The organism is Microbacterium sp. LEMMJ01 (assembly GCF_002114135.1).
Taxonomy (GTDB): domain Bacteria; phylum Actinomycetota; class Actinomycetes; order Actinomycetales; family Microbacteriaceae; genus Microbacterium.
In genome coordinates, this window is sequence record NZ_NCTV01000030.1 from 371,340 (window position 1) to 391,266 (window position 19,927).

24 protein-coding genes are annotated in these 19,927 nt (G+C 68.3%); 3 read left to right on the forward strand and 21 right to left on the reverse strand.

The window, feature by feature from the left end:
* Window positions 1–19 precede the first annotated feature (19 nt).
* The 18 genes from rplW to B7W94_RS10765 form a co-directional block, all read right to left on the reverse strand.
* Complete coding sequence (gene rplW, locus B7W94_RS10685; RefSeq protein WP_025102406.1) at window positions 20–343, reverse strand: 50S ribosomal protein L23; 324 nt, start codon at window positions 341–343, stop codon at window positions 20–22.
* Window positions 340–1,002, reverse strand: a complete 663-nt coding sequence (gene rplD / locus B7W94_RS10690; protein ID WP_025102407.1) for a 50S ribosomal protein L4 — start codon at window positions 1,000–1,002, stop codon at window positions 340–342. The genes rplW and rplD overlap by 4 nt, the downstream gene beginning before the upstream one ends.
* 2 nt (window positions 1,003–1,004) lie before the next feature.
* Window positions 1,005–1,664 (reverse strand): 50S ribosomal protein L3, encoded by a 660-nt coding sequence (rplC, locus tag B7W94_RS10695; protein ID WP_062632874.1) that lies wholly within the window; start codon window positions 1,662–1,664, stop codon window positions 1,005–1,007.
* Window positions 1,665–1,672: 8 nt separating this feature from the next.
* Entirely contained in the window at window positions 1,673–1,981 is a 309-nt protein-coding gene (rpsJ, locus tag B7W94_RS10700) for a 30S ribosomal protein S10 (protein ID WP_017201594.1), read from the reverse strand.
* 871 nt (window positions 1,982–2,852) lie between these two features.
* Window positions 2,853–3,065 (reverse strand): hypothetical protein, encoded by a 213-nt coding sequence (locus B7W94_RS10705; protein ID WP_062765219.1) that lies wholly within the window; start codon window positions 3,063–3,065, stop codon window positions 2,853–2,855.
* A 147-nt stretch (window positions 3,066–3,212) separates the two neighbouring features.
* The gene (gene tuf / locus B7W94_RS10710; RefSeq protein WP_062632876.1) at window positions 3,213–4,406 is read right to left on the reverse strand and encodes an elongation factor Tu; all 1,194 of its coding nucleotides are present in this window, start codon (window positions 4,404–4,406) and stop codon (window positions 3,213–3,215) included.
* Window positions 4,407–4,570: 164 nt separating this feature from the next.
* Window positions 4,571–6,685 carry an elongation factor G gene (gene fusA, locus B7W94_RS10715; protein WP_062632877.1) on the reverse strand — a complete coding sequence of 705 codons (2,115 nt, stop codon included), beginning with the start codon at window positions 6,683–6,685 and terminating at the stop codon, window positions 4,571–4,573.
* Window positions 6,686–6,781: 96 nt separating this feature from the next.
* Entirely contained in the window at window positions 6,782–7,252 is a 471-nt protein-coding gene (rpsG, locus tag B7W94_RS10720; RefSeq protein WP_017201608.1) for a 30S ribosomal protein S7, read from the reverse strand.
* Between the two features lie 5 nt (window positions 7,253–7,257).
* Window positions 7,258–7,626, reverse strand: coding sequence for a 30S ribosomal protein S12 (gene rpsL, locus B7W94_RS10725; protein ID WP_013584051.1), 369 nt, complete (start codon window positions 7,624–7,626; stop codon window positions 7,258–7,260).
* Between the two features lie 227 nt (window positions 7,627–7,853).
* Window positions 7,854–8,501 carry a hypothetical protein gene (locus tag B7W94_RS10730; RefSeq protein ID WP_062765222.1) on the reverse strand — a complete coding sequence of 216 codons (648 nt, stop codon included), beginning with the start codon at window positions 8,499–8,501 and terminating at the stop codon, window positions 7,854–7,856.
* 49 nt (window positions 8,502–8,550) lie between these two features.
* A complete protein-coding gene (locus B7W94_RS10735; RefSeq protein ID WP_238695598.1) occupies window positions 8,551–8,979 on the reverse strand; it encodes a hypothetical protein in 429 nt (142 codons plus the stop codon).
* Window positions 8,980–9,050: 71 nt separating this feature from the next.
* Window positions 9,051–10,154, reverse strand: coding sequence for an ABC transporter (locus B7W94_RS10740; protein WP_085606384.1), 1,104 nt, complete (start codon window positions 10,152–10,154; stop codon window positions 9,051–9,053).
* Between the two features lie 112 nt (window positions 10,155–10,266).
* Window positions 10,267–10,419: a hypothetical protein gene (locus tag B7W94_RS18120; protein ID WP_164498161.1), complete on the reverse strand. Its 153-nt coding sequence runs from the start codon at window positions 10,417–10,419 to the stop codon at window positions 10,267–10,269.
* Window positions 10,420–10,483: 64 nt separating this feature from the next.
* Window positions 10,484–11,134 carry an HAAS signaling domain-containing protein gene (locus tag B7W94_RS10745; protein WP_085606386.1) on the reverse strand — a complete coding sequence of 217 codons (651 nt, stop codon included), beginning with the start codon at window positions 11,132–11,134 and terminating at the stop codon, window positions 10,484–10,486.
* Between the two features lie 2 nt (window positions 11,135–11,136).
* Window positions 11,137–11,463: a PadR family transcriptional regulator gene (locus B7W94_RS10750; RefSeq protein ID WP_062765234.1), complete on the reverse strand. Its 327-nt coding sequence runs from the start codon at window positions 11,461–11,463 to the stop codon at window positions 11,137–11,139.
* Window positions 11,464–11,512: 49 nt separating this feature from the next.
* Window positions 11,513–12,421, reverse strand: coding sequence for a sugar ABC transporter permease (locus B7W94_RS10755; protein ID WP_062765238.1), 909 nt, complete (start codon window positions 12,419–12,421; stop codon window positions 11,513–11,515).
* A gap of 1 nt (window position 12,422) precedes the next feature.
* Entirely contained in the window at window positions 12,423–14,027 is a 1,605-nt protein-coding gene (gene malF / locus B7W94_RS10760) for a maltose ABC transporter permease MalF (RefSeq protein ID WP_062765241.1), read from the reverse strand.
* A 72-nt stretch (window positions 14,028–14,099) separates the two neighbouring features.
* Complete coding sequence (locus tag B7W94_RS10765; RefSeq protein ID WP_085606388.1) at window positions 14,100–15,311, reverse strand: sugar ABC transporter substrate-binding protein; 1,212 nt, start codon at window positions 15,309–15,311, stop codon at window positions 14,100–14,102.
* 223 nt (window positions 15,312–15,534) lie between these two features.
* On the opposite strand from B7W94_RS10765, the gene B7W94_RS10770 reads away from it, so the two are divergent.
* Window positions 15,535–15,951, forward strand: coding sequence for a hypothetical protein (locus tag B7W94_RS10770; RefSeq protein ID WP_085606390.1), 417 nt, complete (start codon window positions 15,535–15,537; stop codon window positions 15,949–15,951).
* Window positions 15,952–15,982: 31 nt separating this feature from the next.
* On the opposite strand, the gene B7W94_RS10775 is transcribed toward B7W94_RS10770, so the two are convergent.
* On the reverse strand, window positions 15,983–16,189 hold the full coding sequence (locus tag B7W94_RS10775; protein WP_216353892.1) for a hypothetical protein: 207 nt from the start codon (window positions 16,187–16,189) through the stop codon (window positions 15,983–15,985).
* A gap of 109 nt (window positions 16,190–16,298) precedes the next feature.
* On the opposite strand from B7W94_RS10775, the gene B7W94_RS10780 reads away from it, so the two are divergent.
* Together B7W94_RS10780 and B7W94_RS10785 are read left to right on the forward strand one after the other, a co-directional pair.
* The gene (locus tag B7W94_RS10780) at window positions 16,299–16,787 is read left to right on the forward strand and encodes a YajQ family cyclic di-GMP-binding protein (RefSeq protein WP_025102421.1); all 489 of its coding nucleotides are present in this window, start codon (window positions 16,299–16,301) and stop codon (window positions 16,785–16,787) included.
* Between the two features lie 414 nt (window positions 16,788–17,201).
* Window positions 17,202–17,834 (forward strand): GntR family transcriptional regulator, encoded by a 633-nt coding sequence (locus B7W94_RS10785; protein ID WP_085606392.1) that lies wholly within the window; start codon window positions 17,202–17,204, stop codon window positions 17,832–17,834.
* Here B7W94_RS10785 and B7W94_RS10790 read toward each other — a convergent pair.
* Both B7W94_RS10790 and B7W94_RS10795 read right to left on the reverse strand, forming a co-directional pair.
* Window positions 17,825–18,835, reverse strand: coding sequence for an alpha/beta hydrolase (locus tag B7W94_RS10790; RefSeq protein ID WP_085606394.1), 1,011 nt, complete (start codon window positions 18,833–18,835; stop codon window positions 17,825–17,827). The genes B7W94_RS10785 and B7W94_RS10790 overlap by 10 nt on opposite strands.
* A 37-nt stretch (window positions 18,836–18,872) precedes the next feature.
* Window positions 18,873–19,901 (reverse strand): hypothetical protein, encoded by a 1,029-nt coding sequence (locus B7W94_RS10795; protein WP_085606396.1) that lies wholly within the window; start codon window positions 19,899–19,901, stop codon window positions 18,873–18,875.
* Between the last annotated feature and the right edge of the window lie 26 nt (window positions 19,902–19,927).

A 19,927-nucleotide genomic window follows, 5' to 3' on the forward strand; every position in this document is an offset into this window, starting at 1 on the left:
ATTGTCCTTATCCCCCGGATCAGCCGATTGCCGTGAAGATGTCGATGGTGCCCGACTTCAGGCTCACGATGGCGCGCTTGGTGTCCTTGCGCTTACCGGTGCCGAAGCGGGTGCGACGGGCCTTGCCGACGCGGTTGATCGTGTTGACGGACGCGACCTTGACGCCGAAGATCTTCTCGATGGCGAGCTTGATCTCGGTCTTCGAAGCGCGCGGGTCGACGAGGAAGGTGTACTTGCCCTCGTCGATCAGGCCGTAGCTCTTCTCGGACACGACCGGCTTCAGGATGATGTCGCGCGGGTCCTTGTTCAGGGCCGTCTGGAGAACAGATGCCTGCTCGCTCATGCGGAGACCTCCTGGTTGGCGCCGGACTTGGAGGCGATGAAGCCCTCGAGCGCGGCCTGGGTGAAGACGATGTCGTCGGAGACGAGCACGTCGTAGGCGTTGAGCTGGTCGAACGTCAGCACGTGGACGTGGCCGAGGTTGCGGATGCTCTTGAGCGCGAGCTCGTCGCCGCGCTCGATGACCACGAGGACGTTCTTCGACGTGGCGACCTGGGCGAGGAAGCCCGCGGCGGCCTTGGTCGACGGCGCGCCGTCGGTGCCGAAGGTGTCGATCGCGTGCAGACGGTCACCGCGGAAGCGGTCGCTGAGCGCGCCCAGCAGGGCGGCCGCGATCATCTTCTTGGGGGTGCGCTGCGAGTAGTCGCGCGGCTTCGGGCCGTGCACGATGCCACCGCCGGTCATGTGCGGCGCGCGGATCGAGCCCTGGCGGGCGTTACCCGTGCCCTTCTGCTTGAAGGGCTTGCGGCCGGCACCCGAGACCTCGCCACGACGCTTGGTCGAGTGCGTGCCCTGGCGAGCCGCCGCGAGCTGCGCGACGACGACCTGGTGGATGAGCGGGATGTTCGTCTTGACGTCGAACAGCGCGGCGGGAAGCTCGACGGAGCCTGCCTTCTTGCCGTCTGCCTTGAGGACGTCGAGCGCGAGAGTGGAGTCAGCCATGATCAGGCACCCTTCACTGCGTTGCGGACGTAGACGATGCGGCCGCGAGCACCGGGGACGGCGCCCTTGACGAGCATGAGTCCCTTCTCGATGTCGATGGCGTGCACCGTGAGGTTGAGGACGGTCACGCGCTCGCCACCCATACGGCCGGCCATGCGCATGCCCTTGAAGACGCGGCTCGGGGTCGACGATGCGCCGATGGAGCCGGGCTTGCGGTGGTTGCGGTGCGCACCGTGCGATGCCGAGACGCCCTTGAAGTTGTGGCGCTTCATGACACCGGCGGTGCCCTTGCCCTTGCTCGTGCCGACGACGTCGACGAGCTGGCCGGCCTCGAACGTGCCGTCCACCGTGAGCTCCTGGCCCAGGGTGTAGTCGGCGGCGTCGGCCGTGCGGACCTCGGTCACGTGGCGACGCGGCGTGACGCCGGCAGCCTCGAAGTGAGCCGAGAGGGGCTTGTTCACCTTGCGCGGGTCGATCTGGCCGTACGCGATCTGCACGGCGTTGTAGCCGTCCTTCTCGGGGGTACGGATCTGGGTGACCACGTTCGGCGCGAGCTCGATGACGGTGACGGGAACGAGCTTGCCGTTCTCGTTCCAGACCTGGGTCATGCCGAGCTTGGTGCCGAGCATGCCCTTGGAAACCTTGGAGTTGATGTCAGCCATGTCGAACCTCAGAGCTTGATCTCGATGTTGACGTCGGCCGGCAGGTCGAGACGCATCAGCGAGTCGACGGCCTTGGGCGTCGGGTCGACGATGTCGATCAGGCGCTTGTGGGTGCGCATCTCGAAGTGCTCGCGGCTGTCCTTGTACTTGTGGGGCGACCGGATGACGCACACGACGTTCTTCTCGGTCGGAAGGGGCACGGGTCCGACGACGGTCGCGCCCGCACGGGTCACGGTGTCGACGATCTTGCGTGCGGACGTGTCGATGACCTCGTGGTCATACGACTTCAGGCGAATGCGGATCTTCTGTCCCGCCATTGTCTGCTCTCTCTCTTTAAGCGTCTTACCGTCCGGGACCGGGTGGCCCTGGGGCATTGGACGCACGTCGGCGCTGTTCGCGCCTCGGCACTCGTTCTTCTCGGGCCCTCGACCTCGCGGTCGGGAGCCTGTCGAAGAGGCTGCACCACTGTTCTGCTGTCAGCCGCACACCCGGAGGTGACGGATGCCCGACCCCCGCCGCGCACGGCAGTGCCCTCGATGATGAAGGTGTCGGGATTGTGTTCTGCTGCCCGCGGCCTAGAACCCTGCGGCCTCCCGGAGGAGGCGCCGTCTATGCACTGCCCTGGCAGTGATCCGGCGCACGCGCAGCGGCGACGGAATATCGAACCTGTCTATTCTGCCACGGCGGATTTCACTTCTGCAAACCCGGGCGTGTCGCGCTCACCGGACTCTCAGGGACCCCCTCCTCCGCGAGCGTTCAGCCCGCGGAGGAGCGCGGGGCGAGGCATCCCCATGCCTCGCCCCGCTTGGGGAGGGCGTTCAGTGCGAGGGGGCACACCGAACGCGAGGAATCCAGCGTGAAGGGACGCCGGACGCCTCGACCGAGGGCACGGCGGAAGACCCGCCGCGCAGGCGGGGAGACGCTCAGGCGCACGGAGTGTGCGCGTCGCACGATGATCCCCAAAATCGTTTTCCCCAGATTTCCAACGCGGACGAACCGCGTGATTCGGGAGCCGAACCCCTTCGGCGCCCCCGACCGCAAGATCCCCAGGCGGTCGACATGATCCTACTCGATGTATCCGCGAATGCGCCACATCCGAGGGCGCTGTGCACCGGCATTCCCCCGGACGCGGAAGAGCGGCGGCCCCCGGTCTCGGGGGCCGCCGCTCTTCCGCGGAGACGTCCGGCTCTACTCGTTGCCGATGCTCTTGTCCGCGCTGTCGCGGATCTCGTCGATCTTGTCCGCCGCGCCCGGTGCGATCTTCTTCGCGAAGTCGGCGACGCCGTCGAGCACCTTGTCGCTGATGTCTTCGGCCTGCTCGCTCTTGACGGCTTCGGCGAGCTTGTCCTTGTTCTGCTCGTACAGGTCCTTGCCCTTGTTGACGGCGTCCTCGATACCCATGTGAATCCCCTTCGGAGGTGTGTGCTTCCGACGATCGCGCCGGACACCTCATTGTGCCGGGCAGAACCGGGCGACGGAACCCTCGATCCGGAAAACGACAAAGGGGCCGAGCCCGAAGGCTCGACCCCTTTGCGAGGAAGCAGATGCTTACTTGATGATCTTCGTCACCGTACCGGCGCCGACCGTACGACCACCCTCACGGATGGCGAAGCCGAGGCCCTCCTCCATGGCGATCGGCTGGATCAGCTCGACCGTCATGTCGGTGGTGTCGCCGGGCATGACCATCTCGGTGCCCTCGGGCAGCGTGATGACGCCGGTGACGTCCGTGGTGCGGAAGTAGAACTGCGGACGGTAGTTCGTATAGAAGGGGTTGTGGCGGCCACCCTCGTCCTTGGACAGGATGTAGGCCGTGCCCTCGAAGTCGGTGTGCGGCGTGACCGAACCCGGCTTCACGATGACCTGGCCGCGCTCCACGTCCTCGCGCTTGGTGCCGCGGAGGAGCAGACCACAGTTCTCGCCGGCCCAGGCCTCGTCGAGCTGCTTGTGGAACATCTCGATACCGGTGACGGTCGTCTTCTGCGTCGGGCGCAGACCCACGATCTCGACCTCGGAGTTGATGGCCAGGGTGCCACGCTCGGCGCGACCCGTGACGACGGTGCCACGACCGGTGATCGTGAAGACGTCCTCGACGGGCATGAGGAACGGCTTGTCACGGTCACGCTCCGGGTCCGGAACGCTGTCGTCGACAGCCTGCATGAGCTCGAGGATCGCGTCGACCCACTTCTCGTCGCCCTCGAGGGCCTTGAGAGCGGAGACACGGACGACGGGAGCGTTGTCGCCGTCGAAGCCCTGGCTCGAGAGCAGCTCGCGGACCTCGAGCTCGACGAGCTCCAGGATCTCCTCGTCGTCGACCGCGTCGGACTTGTTCAGCGCGACGAGCAGGTAGGGGACGCCGACCTGCTTGGCGAGCAGCACGTGCTCGCGCGTCTGCGCCATCGGGCCGTCGGTGGCCGCGACGACGAGGATCGCGCCGTCCATCTGCGCCGCACCCGTGATCATGTTCTTGACGTAGTCGGCGTGGCCGGGGGCGTCAACGTGGGCGTAGTGGCGCTTCGGGGTCTCGTACTCGATGTGCGAGATGTTGATCGTGATACCGCGCTGGCGCTCTTCCGGCGCCGAGTCGATGGAAGCGAAGTCACGCTGCACGTTCGTGTCGGACGGGTACTTGTCAGCAAGCACCTTCGAGATCGCTGCGGAGAGCGTGGTCTTGCCGTGGTCGACGTGACCGATCGTTCCGATGTTGACGTGCGGCTTGGTCCGCTCGAACTTGGCCTTAGCCACTGGGTCCTCCTCAGGACGTCGTTGTAGAGGTGCCGGGCACTGGTTTGCGACCGGTTCTCTACGGGTTAGGTTCTCAGTTTAGTAGAGAGGGAATGTGAAGTTGTAGGTGACCTGGGAACCCCGGGTGCTTCGACAGGCTCAGCGACCCAGGGTTCCCAGAAGTGTTACTCGCCCTTGGCCTTCTGGACGATCTCGTCGGCCACCGCGCGCGGGACCTCGGCGTAGCTGTCGAACTCCATGGAGTAGACGGCACGGCCGGAGGTCTTCGAGCGCAGGTCGCCGATGTAGCCGAACATCTCGGACAGCGGCACCGCGGCGCGCACGACCTTGACGCCGGCGGCGTCCTCCATCGACTGGATCTGGCCACGACGCGAGTTCAGGTCGCCGATGACGTCGCCCATGTACTCCTCCGGAGTACGGACCTCGACGGCCATCAGCGGCTCGAGCAGCACGGGGTTGGCACGGCGAGCGGCCTCCTTGAAGCCCATGGAGCCCGCGATCTTGAACGCCATCTCCGAGGAGTCGACGTCGTGCGCCGCACCGTCGACGATGGTCGCCTTGACGCCCACCATCGGGTAGCCCGCGAGGACACCGACGTTCATGGCGTCCTGGAAACCGGCGTCGATCGAGCCGATGTACTCGCGCGGGATGCGGCCACCGGTGACCGCGTTCACGAACTCGTACGTCTTCTCGCCGTCGAGCTCGAGGGGCTCGATGTTGAACTGGATCTTGGCGAACTGGCCCGATCCACCGGTCTGCTTCTTGTGCGTGTAGTCGTGCTTCTCGACGGCCTTGCGGATCGTCTCGCGGTACGCTACCTGCGGCTTGCCGACGTTCGCCTCGACGCGGAACTCGCGCTTCATGCGGTCCACGAGGATGTCGAGGTGCAGCTCGCCCATGCCCTTGATGGTCGTCTGACCGGTCTCGGGGTTGAGCTCCGTGCGGAAGGTCGGGTCCTCCTCAGCGAGCTTCTGGATCGCGAGACCCAGCTTCTCCTGGTCGGCCTTGGTCTTCGGCTCGATGGCGACCTCGATCACCGGCTCCGGGAACGTCATCGACTCGAGGACGACCGGCTGCGCGATGTCGGCGAGGGTGTCACCGGTGGTGGTGTCCTTCAGGCCGATGACGGCGTAGATGTTACCGGCGGTCAGCTTGTCGACCGGGTTCTCCTTGTTGGCGTGCATCTGGAAGATCTTCCCGATGCGCTCCTTCTTGCCCTTGGTCGAGTTGATGACCTGGGCGCCCGACTCGAGCTCGCCCGAGTAGACGCGCACGTACGTCAGACGACCGAAGAACGGGTGCACGGCGACCTTGAAGGCCAGGGCCGCGAACGGGTCCTTCGCGTCGGGGTGACGCTCGATGATCTTCTCCTCGTCCTTCGGGTCGTGCGCCTCGATGGCGGGCACGTCCAGCGGGGACGGGAGGTAGTCGACGACGGCGTCCAGCATCGGCTGCACACCGCGGTTCTTGAAGGCGGAGCCGCAGAGGACCGGGTAGATCTCGCTGGCGATGACCATCTTGCGGATGGCGCCCTTGATCTCCGCGACGGTGAGCTCCTCGCCGCCGAAGAACTTCTCGAGAAGCTCCTCGTCGGTCTCGGCGACCGTCTCCAGCAGCTGCTGGCGGTAGTCCTCGGCCTTGTCCTTGAGGTCGGCCGGGATCTCCTGCACCTCGTAGGAGGCACCCATGGTCACGTCACCCTTGGCGTCGCCGGGCCACACCAGGGCGCGCATCTCGATGAGGTCGATGACGCCGACGAAGTCGTTCTCGGCACCGATCGGGAGCTGCAGCACCAGCGGCTTGGCGCCGAGGCGGTTGATGATCGTGTCGACCGTGAAGTAGAAGTCCGCGCCGAGCTTGTCCATCTTGTTGACGAAGCAGATGCGGGGGACGTTGTACTTGTCGGCCTGACGCCACACGGTCTCGGACTGGGGCTCGACGCCCTCCTTGCCGTCGAACACGGCGACCGCGCCGTCGAGGACGCGGAGCGAGCGCTCCACCTCGACCGTGAAGTCCACGTGACCGGGGGTGTCGATGATGTTGATCTGGTTCTTGTTCCAGAAGCAGGTCACGGCGGCAGACGTGATCGTGATGCCGCGCTCCTTCTCCTGCTCCATCCAGTCGGTGGTCGAGGCACCGTCGTGCGTCTCGCCGAGCTTGTGGTTGACGCCCGTGTAGAACAGGATGCGCTCGGTCGTCGTGGTCTTGCCGGCATCGATGTGCGCCATGATGCCGATGTTGCGGACCTTGCTCAGGTCCGTGAGCACGTCTTGTGCCACAGGAGTGTCCTTATCTATTGGAGCAGCAGGTGTACTGCGAAGAGGGGGTGCGACGGGCCCAGGAACGCGGAAGGGTCCCTGAGCCCGTCGAAGGGGTTACCAGCGGTAGTGAGCGAACGCGCGGTTCGACTCGGCCATCTTGTGGGTGTCCTCGCGGCGCTTGACCGCGGCACCGAGGCCGTTCGACGCGTCCAGGATCTCGTTCTGGAGACGCTCGGTCATCGTCTTCTCACGACGACCCTTGGCGTAGCTCACGAGCCAGCGCAGCGCGAGGGTGTTCGCGCGGTGCGGCTTGACCTCGACCGGAACCTGGTAGGTCGAGCCACCGACGCGGCGGCTGCGGACCTCGAGCGTGGGGCGCACGTTGTCGAGCGCCTTCTTCAGGGTGGCGACGGCGTCCTGGCCGTTCTTGGCCTCGACGCCGCGGAGGGCGCCGTAGACGATCGACTCGGCCAGCGACTTCTTGCCGTCGACGAGGATCTTGTTCACCAGCGAAGTGACGATCGGAGCGCCGTAGACCGGGTCGTTGACGACGGGGCGCTTGGGGGCGGGACCCTTACGAGGCATCTAACTCAACCCTTCTTCGCGCCGTAGCGGGAACGAGCCTGCTTACGGTTCTTGACGGCCTGGGTGTCCAGAGCGCCACGGACGATCTTGTAACGCACACCGGGGAGGTCCTTCACACGACCGCCGCGGACGAGCACCAGGGAGTGCTCCTGCAGGTTGTGGCCCTCACCGGGGATGTACGCGGTGACCTCGGTCCCGTTGCGGAGCTTCACACGAGCGACCTTGCGCATCGCCGAGTTCGGCTTCTTCGGGGTGGTGGTGTAGACGCGGGTGCAGACCCCGGCCTGCTGCGGGTTCGACTTGAGCGCGGGCGCCTTGGTCTTCGAGACCTTGGGCGAGCGACCCTTGCGAACCAACTGCTGAATGGTTGGCACGTTCTCTCCTCATAGTGCTGCACGGTGACAGCGTGATGGGTTTCACATCATGACCCACCGGCACGCCGGAACCGGCGAGCTTTTGGTGTGGTGGGTATGCCGTGGGGGCGGACCGGCGAGGTGCCGACGCCCAGCGCGCACGTCAGGACGTGCACACACCTGATCAAGTGTAATGCCGCGTAACCTGACGGTCAAATGACGGCCGCCCTCACCCGACCCGCGCGGAGTCAGGGGATGTCGGGGTCGAACGGGGAGTCCAGCGACTCCGTCAGCTCGGCGAGGAGCGCCTCGATCTGCGGCTCGACGTGCCGGGACACCGCCGCCTGGATCGTGATGCGGTGTCGGAGCAGGATCCCGCAGATCTCCCGGCCGACGAGGTTCGCGTACTCGTCCGCGAGGGCGACCTCCTGTCGCAGTGCCGTCTTGGCCTCGTCGGAGAGCGGAGGCAGCGGCGGCAGCTCGGCCGCGGAGTCGTCGGCGAGGCCGGCGATCGTGAAGAGGAAGGGGGCGCCGGGCACCGGCTCCGGGTCCAGCGGCATGCCCTCGAACTCGGGGTCGAGGTCTTCCGTCGGTCGATAGCTGCGGGCCCTGTTGCGCGCGGCCTGCTGGTCGAGTTCCCGCTGCAGCGTGGGGAGGTTCCGCGCGGTGTACTCGGCGACCGCGTGGTCGACGATCGTCTTGATGCGCGTCGACAGGCCGTGCTGGACGCCGTGCGGGGTGGTGCCGGCGATTCCCGCGGCGGCGAGGATGGGCGAGCCGAGACAGCGTCGGCAGGGCGCGGTCCGGCCGCGGTGCGTCGCCGGCTCCCAGCGCGGCACCCAGCGCAACCAGGCCTCGACGGCCTGGTCGACCTGCGTCTCCAATGAGCGCTCCACCCCACCAGCGTACGGCGCGTCGCCGCTCACGGCGCGGATTTCCGGGGTGTCATTCCCCCTCGTCGCGCTCCCACGGCCATCGCGGCTGCGCCGACTTCGTGCGGCGCAGGGCGATCCCGCCCCAGGCGGCCACCGCCGCCGCGGCGAGGAGCACGAGACTCGCGCCGCCGCGGACGAGATCTCCGGCGACGGCCGTGGCCACGACCACGTCGCTCGTCGCGACGAGCACGGCGAACCAGACGGTGGCCAGGTGCACGAGGGCCGTGAGCAGCGCGATCACGGGAGCGGAGCCGAAGGAGGCGTGTCCCCGCCGCACCGTCGCCCACAGGACCAGTGCGAACACCACGACCGCCGCGACCATGCCGGACACCCCGGGGATCTGCCCGAGGCCCGGTGCATCGATGATGTCCCGGTCGGTGGCGACGCTGAGCGCACCCAGGCCGAAGACGGCGAGGGCGAAGAAGGCGATGGTGGCCATCACTGCCGCGAGGACAGCCGAAACCCCCGCGGACTCGGGCCCGCGGGGGTTCGGCGTGGTGGTGTTCGTGATTACCTCGACAGGGTGGGACCGGCCTCGAGGGTGCGCTCGTACTCGCGCTGCGCCTCCTCGTTCAGCTCGGTCTTACGGGCGCCGCTGCGGGCCACCCAGGCGCCGAACCAGATCGTGAGCTCGCGGGCGCACACGAAGGCCGCGATCGCCAGCGGTGCCAGCAGCTGCTCCCCCGCGAGTTCGAGGCCCTGCGACGCCGTGAGCTTCCAGAACGGCGCCTCGAAGAGCTGCCCCAGGATGTGTCCGGCGTAGGCGATGAGTCCGACCACGATGCCGAACACCACCCACAGGCCCCAGCGGCCACGGTTGATGATCGCTCCGAGGAGCCAGAAGCCGAGGAAGAACACGACCACCGGCGTCCAGAAGCCCCAGGTGAGCAGCGGGGCCACGAGCACCTCGCCGATGTTCTCCCCGTTCACGTCGCCGGCGAGAGCGCCGAGGCCGAGGACGGTCGCGAGGTAGAGCAGCGCGAAGGCGACGGTGGCGAGCAGGCCGATGGCCCCGGCGGTGCCGCGGTTGCCGCGCTCGCGCGGCGGCTCCGGCGCCTGCACGAAGATCGGCTGCGGCTGCTGGGGCTGCGGCGCGGCGGCAGCGGCACCGTTCGTGAGCGGCTCGGAGGGCACGATCCGGGTGTCGGTGTCGTCGGCGTGGGAGGCGTAGGCGGCGCCTGCCATGGCCGACTCCTCGTGCGCGCGGGGGGCCGAGGTGTCGTACAGCGAGGTCTCCGGCGTCGCGTACAGCGAGGTCTCGGGGGTCGCGTCGCGTCGCTCGTCACCGAAGCTGTCGGCGACGGGACGGTCGCCCTCTGTACGGCTTGGAGCCGGTGCGGAGGAGGCGAAGGTGCCGGGGTGCTCCCGCTCGGCGGCCTCGAACGCGGCGAGATCGGGGTCGACCGCGGGCTCCTGCCGCGCTGCGGCCTGGTCGGCCGGCGTCTCCGCAGACGCCGGCGTCGCGTCTTCGGCACGCGAGCGGTCGACGTCGTCCGCGCCGCCGGGAACATCTCCGCGGGCTGCCGCTGCGGCGTCGAGACCGGCGTTCGCGCTGCCGACGACGTCGTCGACGTCGTTCGACTTCTCGGGCTGACGAGCCTCGGGATCACTCATGGGATGCGCCTCTCATCGGGGATGTGCAGTGCGAGATTACCGCCGCGCGTCCCGGCGCTTCCGGAGGCGTGCCGTCGTGTCGCCATACGCGTCGCCGCGCGGGTTCCGCGGCTCAGGGGAAAGTGCTGCGGAGCGCGTCGCCGGCGAACTGCGCGAGGATCGGGAGCATCGGCAGTGAGAGCCAGACCAGAGCGCCGACGATCCCGGCGCACACGATGCCGGCGAACCAGCTCATCCCGAGGTTCCGACCACCCACCCGTGCCATGGTCCCACCGTAGGCCCGCGCCCCCGCCCGGGCCGTGAGCAACGCCGCGACGCGGCGGCCTCGGTCAGCGGACGCCGCGGCCGCGCATCCGCCACAGCAGCCAGAGCCCGGAGGCCGGGACCAGCAGGAACCCCAGCAGCAGGAGCAGGTGCCACTCCCCGAAGGACGGGACGAGCGGGTTCACCACGTCCGACACCGCGTCGCCGTCGGTCGAGCTGCCGGAGGCCGACCCCGTCGAGAACCCCGTCATGGTCGAGGTGATCAGGAAGGACAGCCCCGTGGCCGCGAAGGGCACGAGGATCGCGAGCGCCTTCTCCCAGGTCCGCCACATCGCACTGAGGCTCACGAGCACCGCGCCCACGAACCAGCCGACGACCGGCACCACGATCCCGCCGAAGCTCAGGGTGAGTGCCGCTGCGATCGCGAAGCCCCGCGTCGCCGTCGTCGGCGTGCGAGGTGCCGACGGAGCGGGCGCGGGCGCAGGGAACACGACGGGCGGCACCGTCGGCACCTCGTCCCCCGCTTCACGGGCGATCCCTCGGGGATCCCCCAGCCTGTCGATCCGTTCCGCGGTCGCCTCCGCGTCGAGCCCGTCGAGCTCCTCCGCGATCCCGCCGCGGATGTCCGACGCGACACCGTGCGGGAGGCCGCGCATCGCCTCGTCCAGCCGGGCCAGGTAGTCGTCACGCAGCTCGGCTGCGGTCTTCTCGGTCATGGTCATCCTTCCCCCACCATGCCCGTGACGGCACGGGCGAACGGCGCCCACTGCGCCCGGAAGCGCGCGAGCTGATCGATACCGGCATCCGTGAGCCGGTAGTACTTGCGCGCCGGACCGCTCTCGGACGGCCGGTCGAACGTCGTCACCCAGCCGTTGTCCCGCAACCGCCCGAGCAGCGGGTAGAGGGTGCCGATGCTGGCGATCAGCCCGGCGCCGGTGAGTGCCTCCGACAGCTGCCAGCCGTACATGGGCTCGCGCGAGAGCAGGCCGAGCACGCAGTACTCCACCACTCCCTTGCGCATCTGCGCCCCGGCGTCCGCTGTCATGCCTCACAAGGTAGCATGTGACGCACGCTAGCGCTGCCCGATGCGTCGATCAGCCCTTGGTCGCCCCCGCGGTGAGACCGCCGACGATGTACTTCTGCAGGAAGAGGAAGAGGACCATCACCGGGATCGCCGCCATGACCGCGCCGGCGGAGAAGGCCGACCAGTCGGCGTAGCGAGGGTTCGCCACGAGCTTGGTCAGACCGACGACGAGGGTCTGCTGATCCACGTCGACGAGCATGACGCTGGCGATCACGTACTCGTTCACCGTGCCGATGAAGGAGAGCAGACCGACGACCGCGAGGATCGGGGCGACCAGGCGGAGGATGATCGTGAAGAAGATCCGCGCGTGCCCGGCGCCGTCGATGCGGGCGGCCTCGTCGATCTCCTTCGGGATCGTGTTGAAGAAGCCGTACATCAGGTAGGTGTTCACACCGAGCGCGCCGCCGAGATAGACGAGGATCAGGCCGGTGTGCGTGTTGAGGCCGATCGCCGGGAACCAGTCCCCCAGCGTCGACATCAGCAGGAAGATCGCGACCACCGCGAGGAGCTGCGGGAACATCTGCACCACGACGATGGTGACGAGCCCCACGCGACGGCCCGCGAAGCGCATGCGGGAGAAGGCATATGCCGCACAGGCGCCGATGAAGACGGTGACCGCGCCCGTCACGACCGCGATGAGCAGCGTGTTCAGGAACCACGTCCCGTACGGGTTCTGCGGATCGCTGAGGATGCGCACGTAGCTGTCGATCCCGATCGCCGAGAAGAGCTGGTTCGACCCGGTGAGCGTGCCCTTCGGGTTGAGCGAGGCCGACACGACGTACAGGAGCGGGAAGAGGGCGAAGGCGCTCACCACGATGGCGACGAGGTGACGCCATCCGGTGTCGGCGAACCAGGCGCCGAACGAACGACGCGGCGGAGCGGTGCGCGGGGCGGTGGCGGTGCTGGGGACGGTGCTCATGTCAGTTCAGCTCCTCGAGGGCCTTGGTCTTGCGGAAGCTGATGATCGAGATCGTCGCGACCACGACGAAGATCAGGATCGTGAAGGCGGAGGCGAGACCGTAGTCGCGGGTCTGTCCGGTGAAGGCCACCTTGTAGACCATCGAGATGAGGATGTCGGTGTGGCCGACGGGGATCGACACGTCGCTGAAGCGCGGGCCGCCCTTGGTCAGCATGTAGATCAGGTTGAAGTTGTTGAAGTTGAACGCGAACGACGAGATCAGCAGCGGTGCCACGGTCACCAGCAGCAGCGGCAGCTTGATGCGGCGGAAGATCTGCCACGCGTTCGCACCGTCCATGACGGCGGCCTCGTTCACGTCGTCCGGGATGCCCTGCAGCGCGCCCATGCAGACGAGGAACATGTACGGGAAGCCGAGCCAGAGGTTCACCAGCAGCACGGACACCTTCGCCAGCACCGGATCGGTGAGCCACGGGATGGCCGCGCCACCGAACAGCACCTGGTTGATGAACCCGAAGCTCTCGTTCATCATCCCGGCCCAGACGAGCGCGGAGAGGAACGCGGGGAAGGCGTACGGGAGGATGAGGATGATCCGGTAGCCGTTGCGGAAGCGCATGCGCGTGTTGTTGAAGACGAGCGCGAGCAGCAGGCCGAGGAAGAAGGTCGTCGCGACGGAAACCAGCGCGAAGACGAAGGTCCAGACGGTGACCGAGATGAGCGGACCGCGGATGGACTCGTCGGTCACCGCGCGGACGAAGTTGTCGAAGCCGACCGTGGTCTGCCAGCCGGGCAGCAGCTGCTCGCCGTCCTCCGCGGTGAACGCACCGTCGCCGGTATCGCTGTAGACCGTGCCGGTCGCGGTGTCCGTGATCGTGTCGGCAGCGGCGTCGTAGGTCAGCGTCGAGACGTACAGGTAGCCGTTCTGCCCGTCGGGTGCACGGAGGCTGCCGTCGTTGGGGTCGTCGCTGAACGGGACGGAGAGCTGCTCCAGCTCCTCCGACAGGGTGAAGACGGTGGCGAGCGGAAGCGTGGTCCACCCGTCGACGGCGACGGCCTTGCCACCCTCGAACTCCGCGTCGACCTCGGCGAGAGGCTGCTCCGCCGTACCGAGGAGCGCATCCCCGTCGTCGGGATCCGTGACGAGGAGGCCGTAGGTGCCGAACTGCTCGACCACCGTGACGGGATACGTCGGGGAGTCCTCGACGCGCTCCTGCGCGGAGGCGAGCAGCGACGAGATCGCCTGCTCCTTGCTCCCGTTGTGACCGGTGCCGTAGTTCGTGAAGCCGATGTAGCCGGTGTAGAGGAGCGTGAAGACCTGGAACAGGACCAGGAAGATGATGCCGGGCGTGAGGTACTTCGCCGCGATGCGCTTGCGGGAGAAGTAGATGTAGTTGACGACGACCGTCACCGCGACGACGAGGCCGAGCACCAGCCACTCGCGCTGCACGAGCAGCACGAACACGGCGTAGACGGCGATCGCGTCCACGATCGCCAGCAACAGGATCTTGAGCAGCATCCACCCGATCGGTCGGGAGGCCGCCTCGGCGATCTTCGCCGCCTGGCGCTGCCGAGGCGTGGGGGGCGCGGTGCGCTCTTCGGTGTCTGTCATGTCGTCCTCGTCATGGTCCTGCCGGGGCGGGCTGGGCGGCCCGCCCCGGCAGGGTCGTCATCTGGTCGGCCGTTACTCGATCGCGGCGGTCACGTCGTCGACGAGCTTCTGCCACGTCGCCTGCGGGTCCTCGCCGTTGATGATGGCGGCCTCGGCCACGCCCCAGAACTGCCAGACCGCGCCCATGGCGGGGATCGCCGGCATGGGGACCGCGTCGGCGCCGACGGACTGGAAGCCGGCGATGATCGGGTCGGACGCCGCGGTGTCGGCGGCAGCCGTGAGGGCCGGAAGGACGTTGCCGGCCTTGAACAGCTCCAGCTGCACGTCCTCCGTGCCGAGGTAGTTGACGAGGAAGTCGTTGGCCGCGACCTTGTTCTTCGACTCGGCGCTCACGAAGAAGCCCTTGACGCCGGCGAACGGCGAGGCCGTCTCCCCAGTCGGGCTCGGGATCGGGTCGATCTCGACGTTGATGCCCGCCTCGGTGGCCGCGCCCACGTTCCACGGGCCGGTCAGCCAGAAGGCGGCGGTGCCGTCGAGGAACTGCTGCTTGGCGATCTCACCGTCGATGTCGGTGTTCAGCGTGCCGGCCGCACCCTGCGCGCCCAGCCAGTCGGCGAAGGCGAAGCCGCCCTCGCTGCCGAGCTGCAGGTCGGTCGGGTCGTAGCTGCCGCTGTCATCGGTGCCGAAGACCGGAGCGCCGAACGCGGTCTGGAACGGGTACAGGTGGTACGGGTTGCCCTCAGCGCCCTGCTCCACGACGAACGTGCCCTTCGAGACCATGTCGTCGAAGCTCGTCACGGGCTCGGGGACGAGGTCAGCGTTGCGCAGGACCGCGATGTTCTCGACCGCGTACGGGAGCATGTAGACGGTGCCCTCATAGGTCGCCGCCTGGAGCGCGACGGGGAGGTAGTCCTCGGAGCTGTCGCCGAGCTCGATCGGCGCGACGACACCGTTGGTCGAGAGCTCGCCGAGCCAGTCGTGAGCGCCCATGACCACGTCGGGGCCCTTGCCGGTCGGGACCTGCTGGATGAAGTCGTCCTTCATGTCGTCGACGGACTTCCCCACCAGCTTGACCGTGACACCGGTCTTCTCCTGGTACGCGTCCGCCGCGCCCTGCAGCGCGTCGACCCGCTCGGCGTCGACCCAGACGGTCAGCGTGCCGCCGCTGTCGCCACCGGAGGAAGAGTCGTCGCCGCCGGAGCCGGTCGAGCAGCCGGCGAGCGTCAGAGCCGAAACGATGGCGATGGCGCCCGCGGCGACCATGCCCCTCTTATTCACCTTCATTGGTGTGTGCCTCTCTCAGTGCTGAGCGCCTGCAAGACTGCAAGCGCTTACAGTATGCATCGTTTCGAAAGGCGACCACAATCCGCAACCGCGTCGATATCAACCCGCGATCGGCCCGGCGCCCGGCGCGAGGCATGAAAACGCTTCCATATCGGCCGGAGTTCCAACCTTTCGCGGCTCCGCGGGGGTTCCCCGTACGGCTCATCTACGAGAGCATCGCTGGATGGGGATCCACGTTCGGGCGGCTGCCGCCGTCGTCGTCCTGTCCACGGTCGCGCTCAGCGGATGCACCAGCGTGGGAGCCGCATACGCCGTGCTCGATCGGGAAGCCGGGGCGCGGGACGAGGTTCCGGCAGATCTTCCCGGCTACGCGTGGGACGACGTGGACCAGGCGACAGCCCGGTTCGTCGGCGAAGACGAAGGGACATCCCTGTGGCTCGCTCGCGCCCGCGACGACGCTTCCGCATGCCTCTTGGCGTACGCCGACGAGGAGAGCTGGGTGCTCGGGTGCGGCGGTGGCGGCGCGCTCTTCTCGGTCGGAGGCATGACGGGCACGTTCACCGTCGTCCCCGACGGTGCGCCCGCTCCGGAGGGGATGACTCGGATATCCGAGAACGTCTACACGGCGAGCGGCGGCTAGCGGGCCCCCGGCCCGGCGGATGGTGGAAGCGTCAGCGCGCGGGCTCCCTGACACCACGATGCGGCGCGTCGCTGATGACGCGGTCGATCCAGTCACGCCGCGGCAAGGACGCGATGGCCCCTCGGGGGAACCAGCCCAGTTCGACGATCTCGTCCATGTCCGGTGCCGGGTCGCTGAGCAGCTCGCACTCGTCGGCGACCGTGACGTAGCCGACCTGGTCGCCGTTCGGAGAGGTCACCGCCATCGGGTCGCCACCGTACGCGCCGATCAGTCCTGTGATCCGGAGACGCGCTCCCGGGGTGCCGCGCCCACGGGACTTTCCGCACAGCCGCGGATACAGTTGAGGCATGGCTGACAGTTCCTTTGACATCGTCTCGAAAGTGGATCGCCAGGAGGCCGAGAACGCCCTGAACCAGGCGCGCAAAGAGGTGGAGCAGCGCTACGACTTCAAGGGGACCGGTGCTTCGATCGCCTGGAGCGGCGAGCAGATCCTCATCACCGCGAACACCGAGGAGCGCGCGAACGCCGTCCTCGACGTGTTCCAGTCCAAGCTCATCAAGCGCGGCATCTCCCTGAAGAGCCTCGACTCGGGCGAGCCCTTCGCCAGCGGCAAGGAGTTCCGCATCCTGTCGAGCCTGAAGGACGGCATCTCCTCCGAGAACGCGAAGAAGATCGGCAAGATCATCCGCGACGAGGGCCCCAAGGGCGTGAAGAGCCAGATCCAGGGCGACGAGCTGCGCGTGCAGTCGAAGAGCCGCGACGACCTCCAGGCTGTGATCGCTCTCCTCAAGGGCAGCGACCTCGACATCGATCTGCAGTTCATCAACTACCGCTGACGCCACTCGCGTCGGAGGCCAGGGCTCGGGAGTCATCCCGGGCCCTTTCTTTTCCCCGGTCAACGCATACCGAGATATCGGTGTTCTTCGTCGAGACTGGAAGCGGTCGTGACTCGTCACGGCTCCGACGCCATCCCCGCCCGACACCCGATCGCCGCGGTGGATGCGCTTCGAGGATGCCACGCCGGCTCAGGGGAGGGAGCGGCGCGGGCCCCCGGAGCTCGCGTCGGCCTGGGGTCTGCCGACGTCGCACGCCGACCGGTCCCGGGTTCATGACAGGCCTCCCCGCCCGCTGCGCGCCCCCACGCGGATCGGCCCCCCGAGGAGGCATGACGGCAATCCTGCGGCCGTCGCTCCCCTCATCGCCCGGGAGCGGACGTCGGTCGCAGACCAAGAACCACCGGGGGCTGGGCCATGGCGCAGATCGAGTCGAAGAGCATCGGAGAGAACAAGCAGCTGCTGGCGGATGAGGTGTTCCACCACATCGGGCGGCTGATCACGGAGGGAGAGTTCGCCGAGGGCGACCGGATCCGGGACGTCGACGTGGCGGACGAGCTCCACGTCTCGCGGACGCCGGTCCGCGAAGCACTGCAGCGCTTGGAGCGACTGGGACTGGTGACGATGTACCCGAGCCGGTACACGGAGGTGACGATGGTCACGCCGCAGGTGGTGGCCGAATCGCTGGAGTTCGCCGGCTACCAGGGAGGCATCACGGCCCGGATGGCGGTGCCGCGACTCAGCGCGGTCCAGCGCGAGCGGGTGCAGGAGCTCATCGCTCGAATGCAGGACTCGCTCACCGACGGCGCGTCCACGGCACGGGCGCGATGGGCGGTCTTCGCCTACCTCGCCGACCACAGCGGGAACCGTCAGCACCGGATGCTCATCGACGATGTCGCCGTCGCGGTGACCCGGAACCTGCGCGCCTGGGTGGTGCGCCCCGGCGATCGCGAGCGGATGCGACAGATGTATGCCGACTTCGCCGAAGCGGTGCGCGCCGGCGACGGCGACGAGGCGGAGCGCCTCGCACGCGCGATGTATTACGTCTGAGCGGCGCGCCAGCCGACGACCCAGCGGTGCAGGCGACGATACGCGTCCTCGCGGGCTTCATGCCGGGACAGGAAGACGTCGTGCAGGGCGCCGTCGATCCGTTCGACGGTCACGGAGGAGCCGAGCCGCAGGGCCGCGCGGGCGATGTCGTCGACGACGAGGACGGAGTCGGCGGCGGTCAGCTCCTCCGACCACCGGGTCGGCGGCACGAACCGCTTCGACAGGAGGACGCAGACCGGCGCCGCGATGTCCAGACCCGCGGCGACGGCCTTGTGCCCGGTGAGGATCGCGTTGAGCCACCCGGCGTACACGGCCATCGTCTGCACGGGACGCCACGCGGTGTTGACCTCCATCGGATCGTCGGGGTCGGCCACCTCCTGCTGCGCCCGCGTGTAGTAGCCGAGATCGACCTGCGGCGCGACGTCGAGCGGCCGGATCCGCGCTTGGAACTCGACCATCGGGGCGATCGCGGCGCGCACGGGGGCGAACTGGAACTCGAGCCAGGGGCTGTTCAGGATGAGGGCGTCGGCCGCGCCGGGATGCCGGGCCGCCCACAGGCTCAGCGTCAGCCCTCCGGTCGAGTGTCCGAGCAGGATCAGGCGTCGCCCGCTCTCCTCGCCGCCCTCGCCGCGCCCCATCGCGTCCAGGGCCGCGGCGATGTCCTCGTCGTAGGTGGACAGGTCGGTGATGTAGCCCGGGGTCTGACCCTCGCGCAGACTGCGCCCGTACCTGCGCAGGTCGAGGGCGAAGAAGCGGGCACCACGAGCGGTCCAGAATCGGGCCAACCGCTTCTGGAAGAAGTAGTCCGACCACCCGTGGATGTAGAGCACGTCCACGCCCTCGAGCAGCGGGCGACGGCGCCGAGCGCGCTCCCACCACGGGACCGGAGCCGGCAGCGCGCGCACGAGGGTGGCCACCACCGGGCCCTGCTCGTCACTGCCGAGGTCGAGGGTGAGCTGGGCGAACTCGTCTCCGAGCACATCCGGGATCCACTCGGCCATGCGTCCTCCCCCTCGTGCCCAGGCTAGCCCACGGCCGTCATTCGCCGCCGGGGCGGGCCACGGAGAAATCGTCCGCGATGGCGGCGCCGATCGGAGCGAGGTCGTCGATTCCTGACCCTTCGAACGTGGTCAGACGCAGCCAGTCCTGCCCCACCCGGAGGTCGAGCACCGACCGGCCGAGCTCGTCGACGCCGGTCACGGCGGCGTCCGCCCCCTCGACGTCGACGGTGTCCTCGCCTTCCAGCCGGTCGAAGGCCCAGGCGCCGCCGGGAAGCGTGGTGAGGGTGAGGTATCCCTGCGCCGCGTACTCGTCCTCGGCCGAGGCGTAGTAGCAGATCCGCGAGCCGTTGCGCTCCTGGTACACCTCGGCCGGGATGGACCAGCCGCCGAACGCGTCGACGACGTGCACCTCGGCGCCGACCCGCTCTGCGAGCTCGGTGGCGGTGAGGAAGCGCGTGCAGTCGACCCCGGCGACGGCGCTCTCTGGAACCTCCACGGGCTGCAGCGAGGCGGCGGCGGTCGCGGCGAGCCCGCGCAGCACCTCCTCGAGCGACGCGGTGTCGTCCGGTCCGCGCTCCGGGTCTACGACCGCGGCCGAGACGAGCACGTCGCCGTCGACGATCTGGAAGAAGCAGTACCCGCCGCCTTCGCAGCGCGCCTCCTCACCGAAGTATCCGCCGCGGGACTCCGCCCCCGTCGTGACCTCGTCCGCGTCCGGGAGGATCGTGACCTCCCAGTTGCGCTCCGCCGTCCCCGCCGAACAGGCGATCCCGCCGGCCCGCTGGAACATGTGCTGCGCCGGTCCGGGGTACCAGCTCGGGGAGGACCAGACCCCGAGGACCTCGGCGACGTCGCCGCCGGCCTCGCCGAGCGCACTCGACATGGCCGCGTCGACATCGGCGCAGTCCACGTCGAAGACGGGCGTCGGCGCCTCGGCCCCCGGTGTCGGCGCGGTCGTGACCGCGGCCGACGGCGTCCTGGTCGGCTTCACCTCGGGTTCGGGCGCACAACCGGACAGCAGGAGCACGGCCACGGCGCCGAGGGCCAGGAGTGCACGAGGTCGCATGGCCTCAGCCTAGGGGCGCGGGGGCC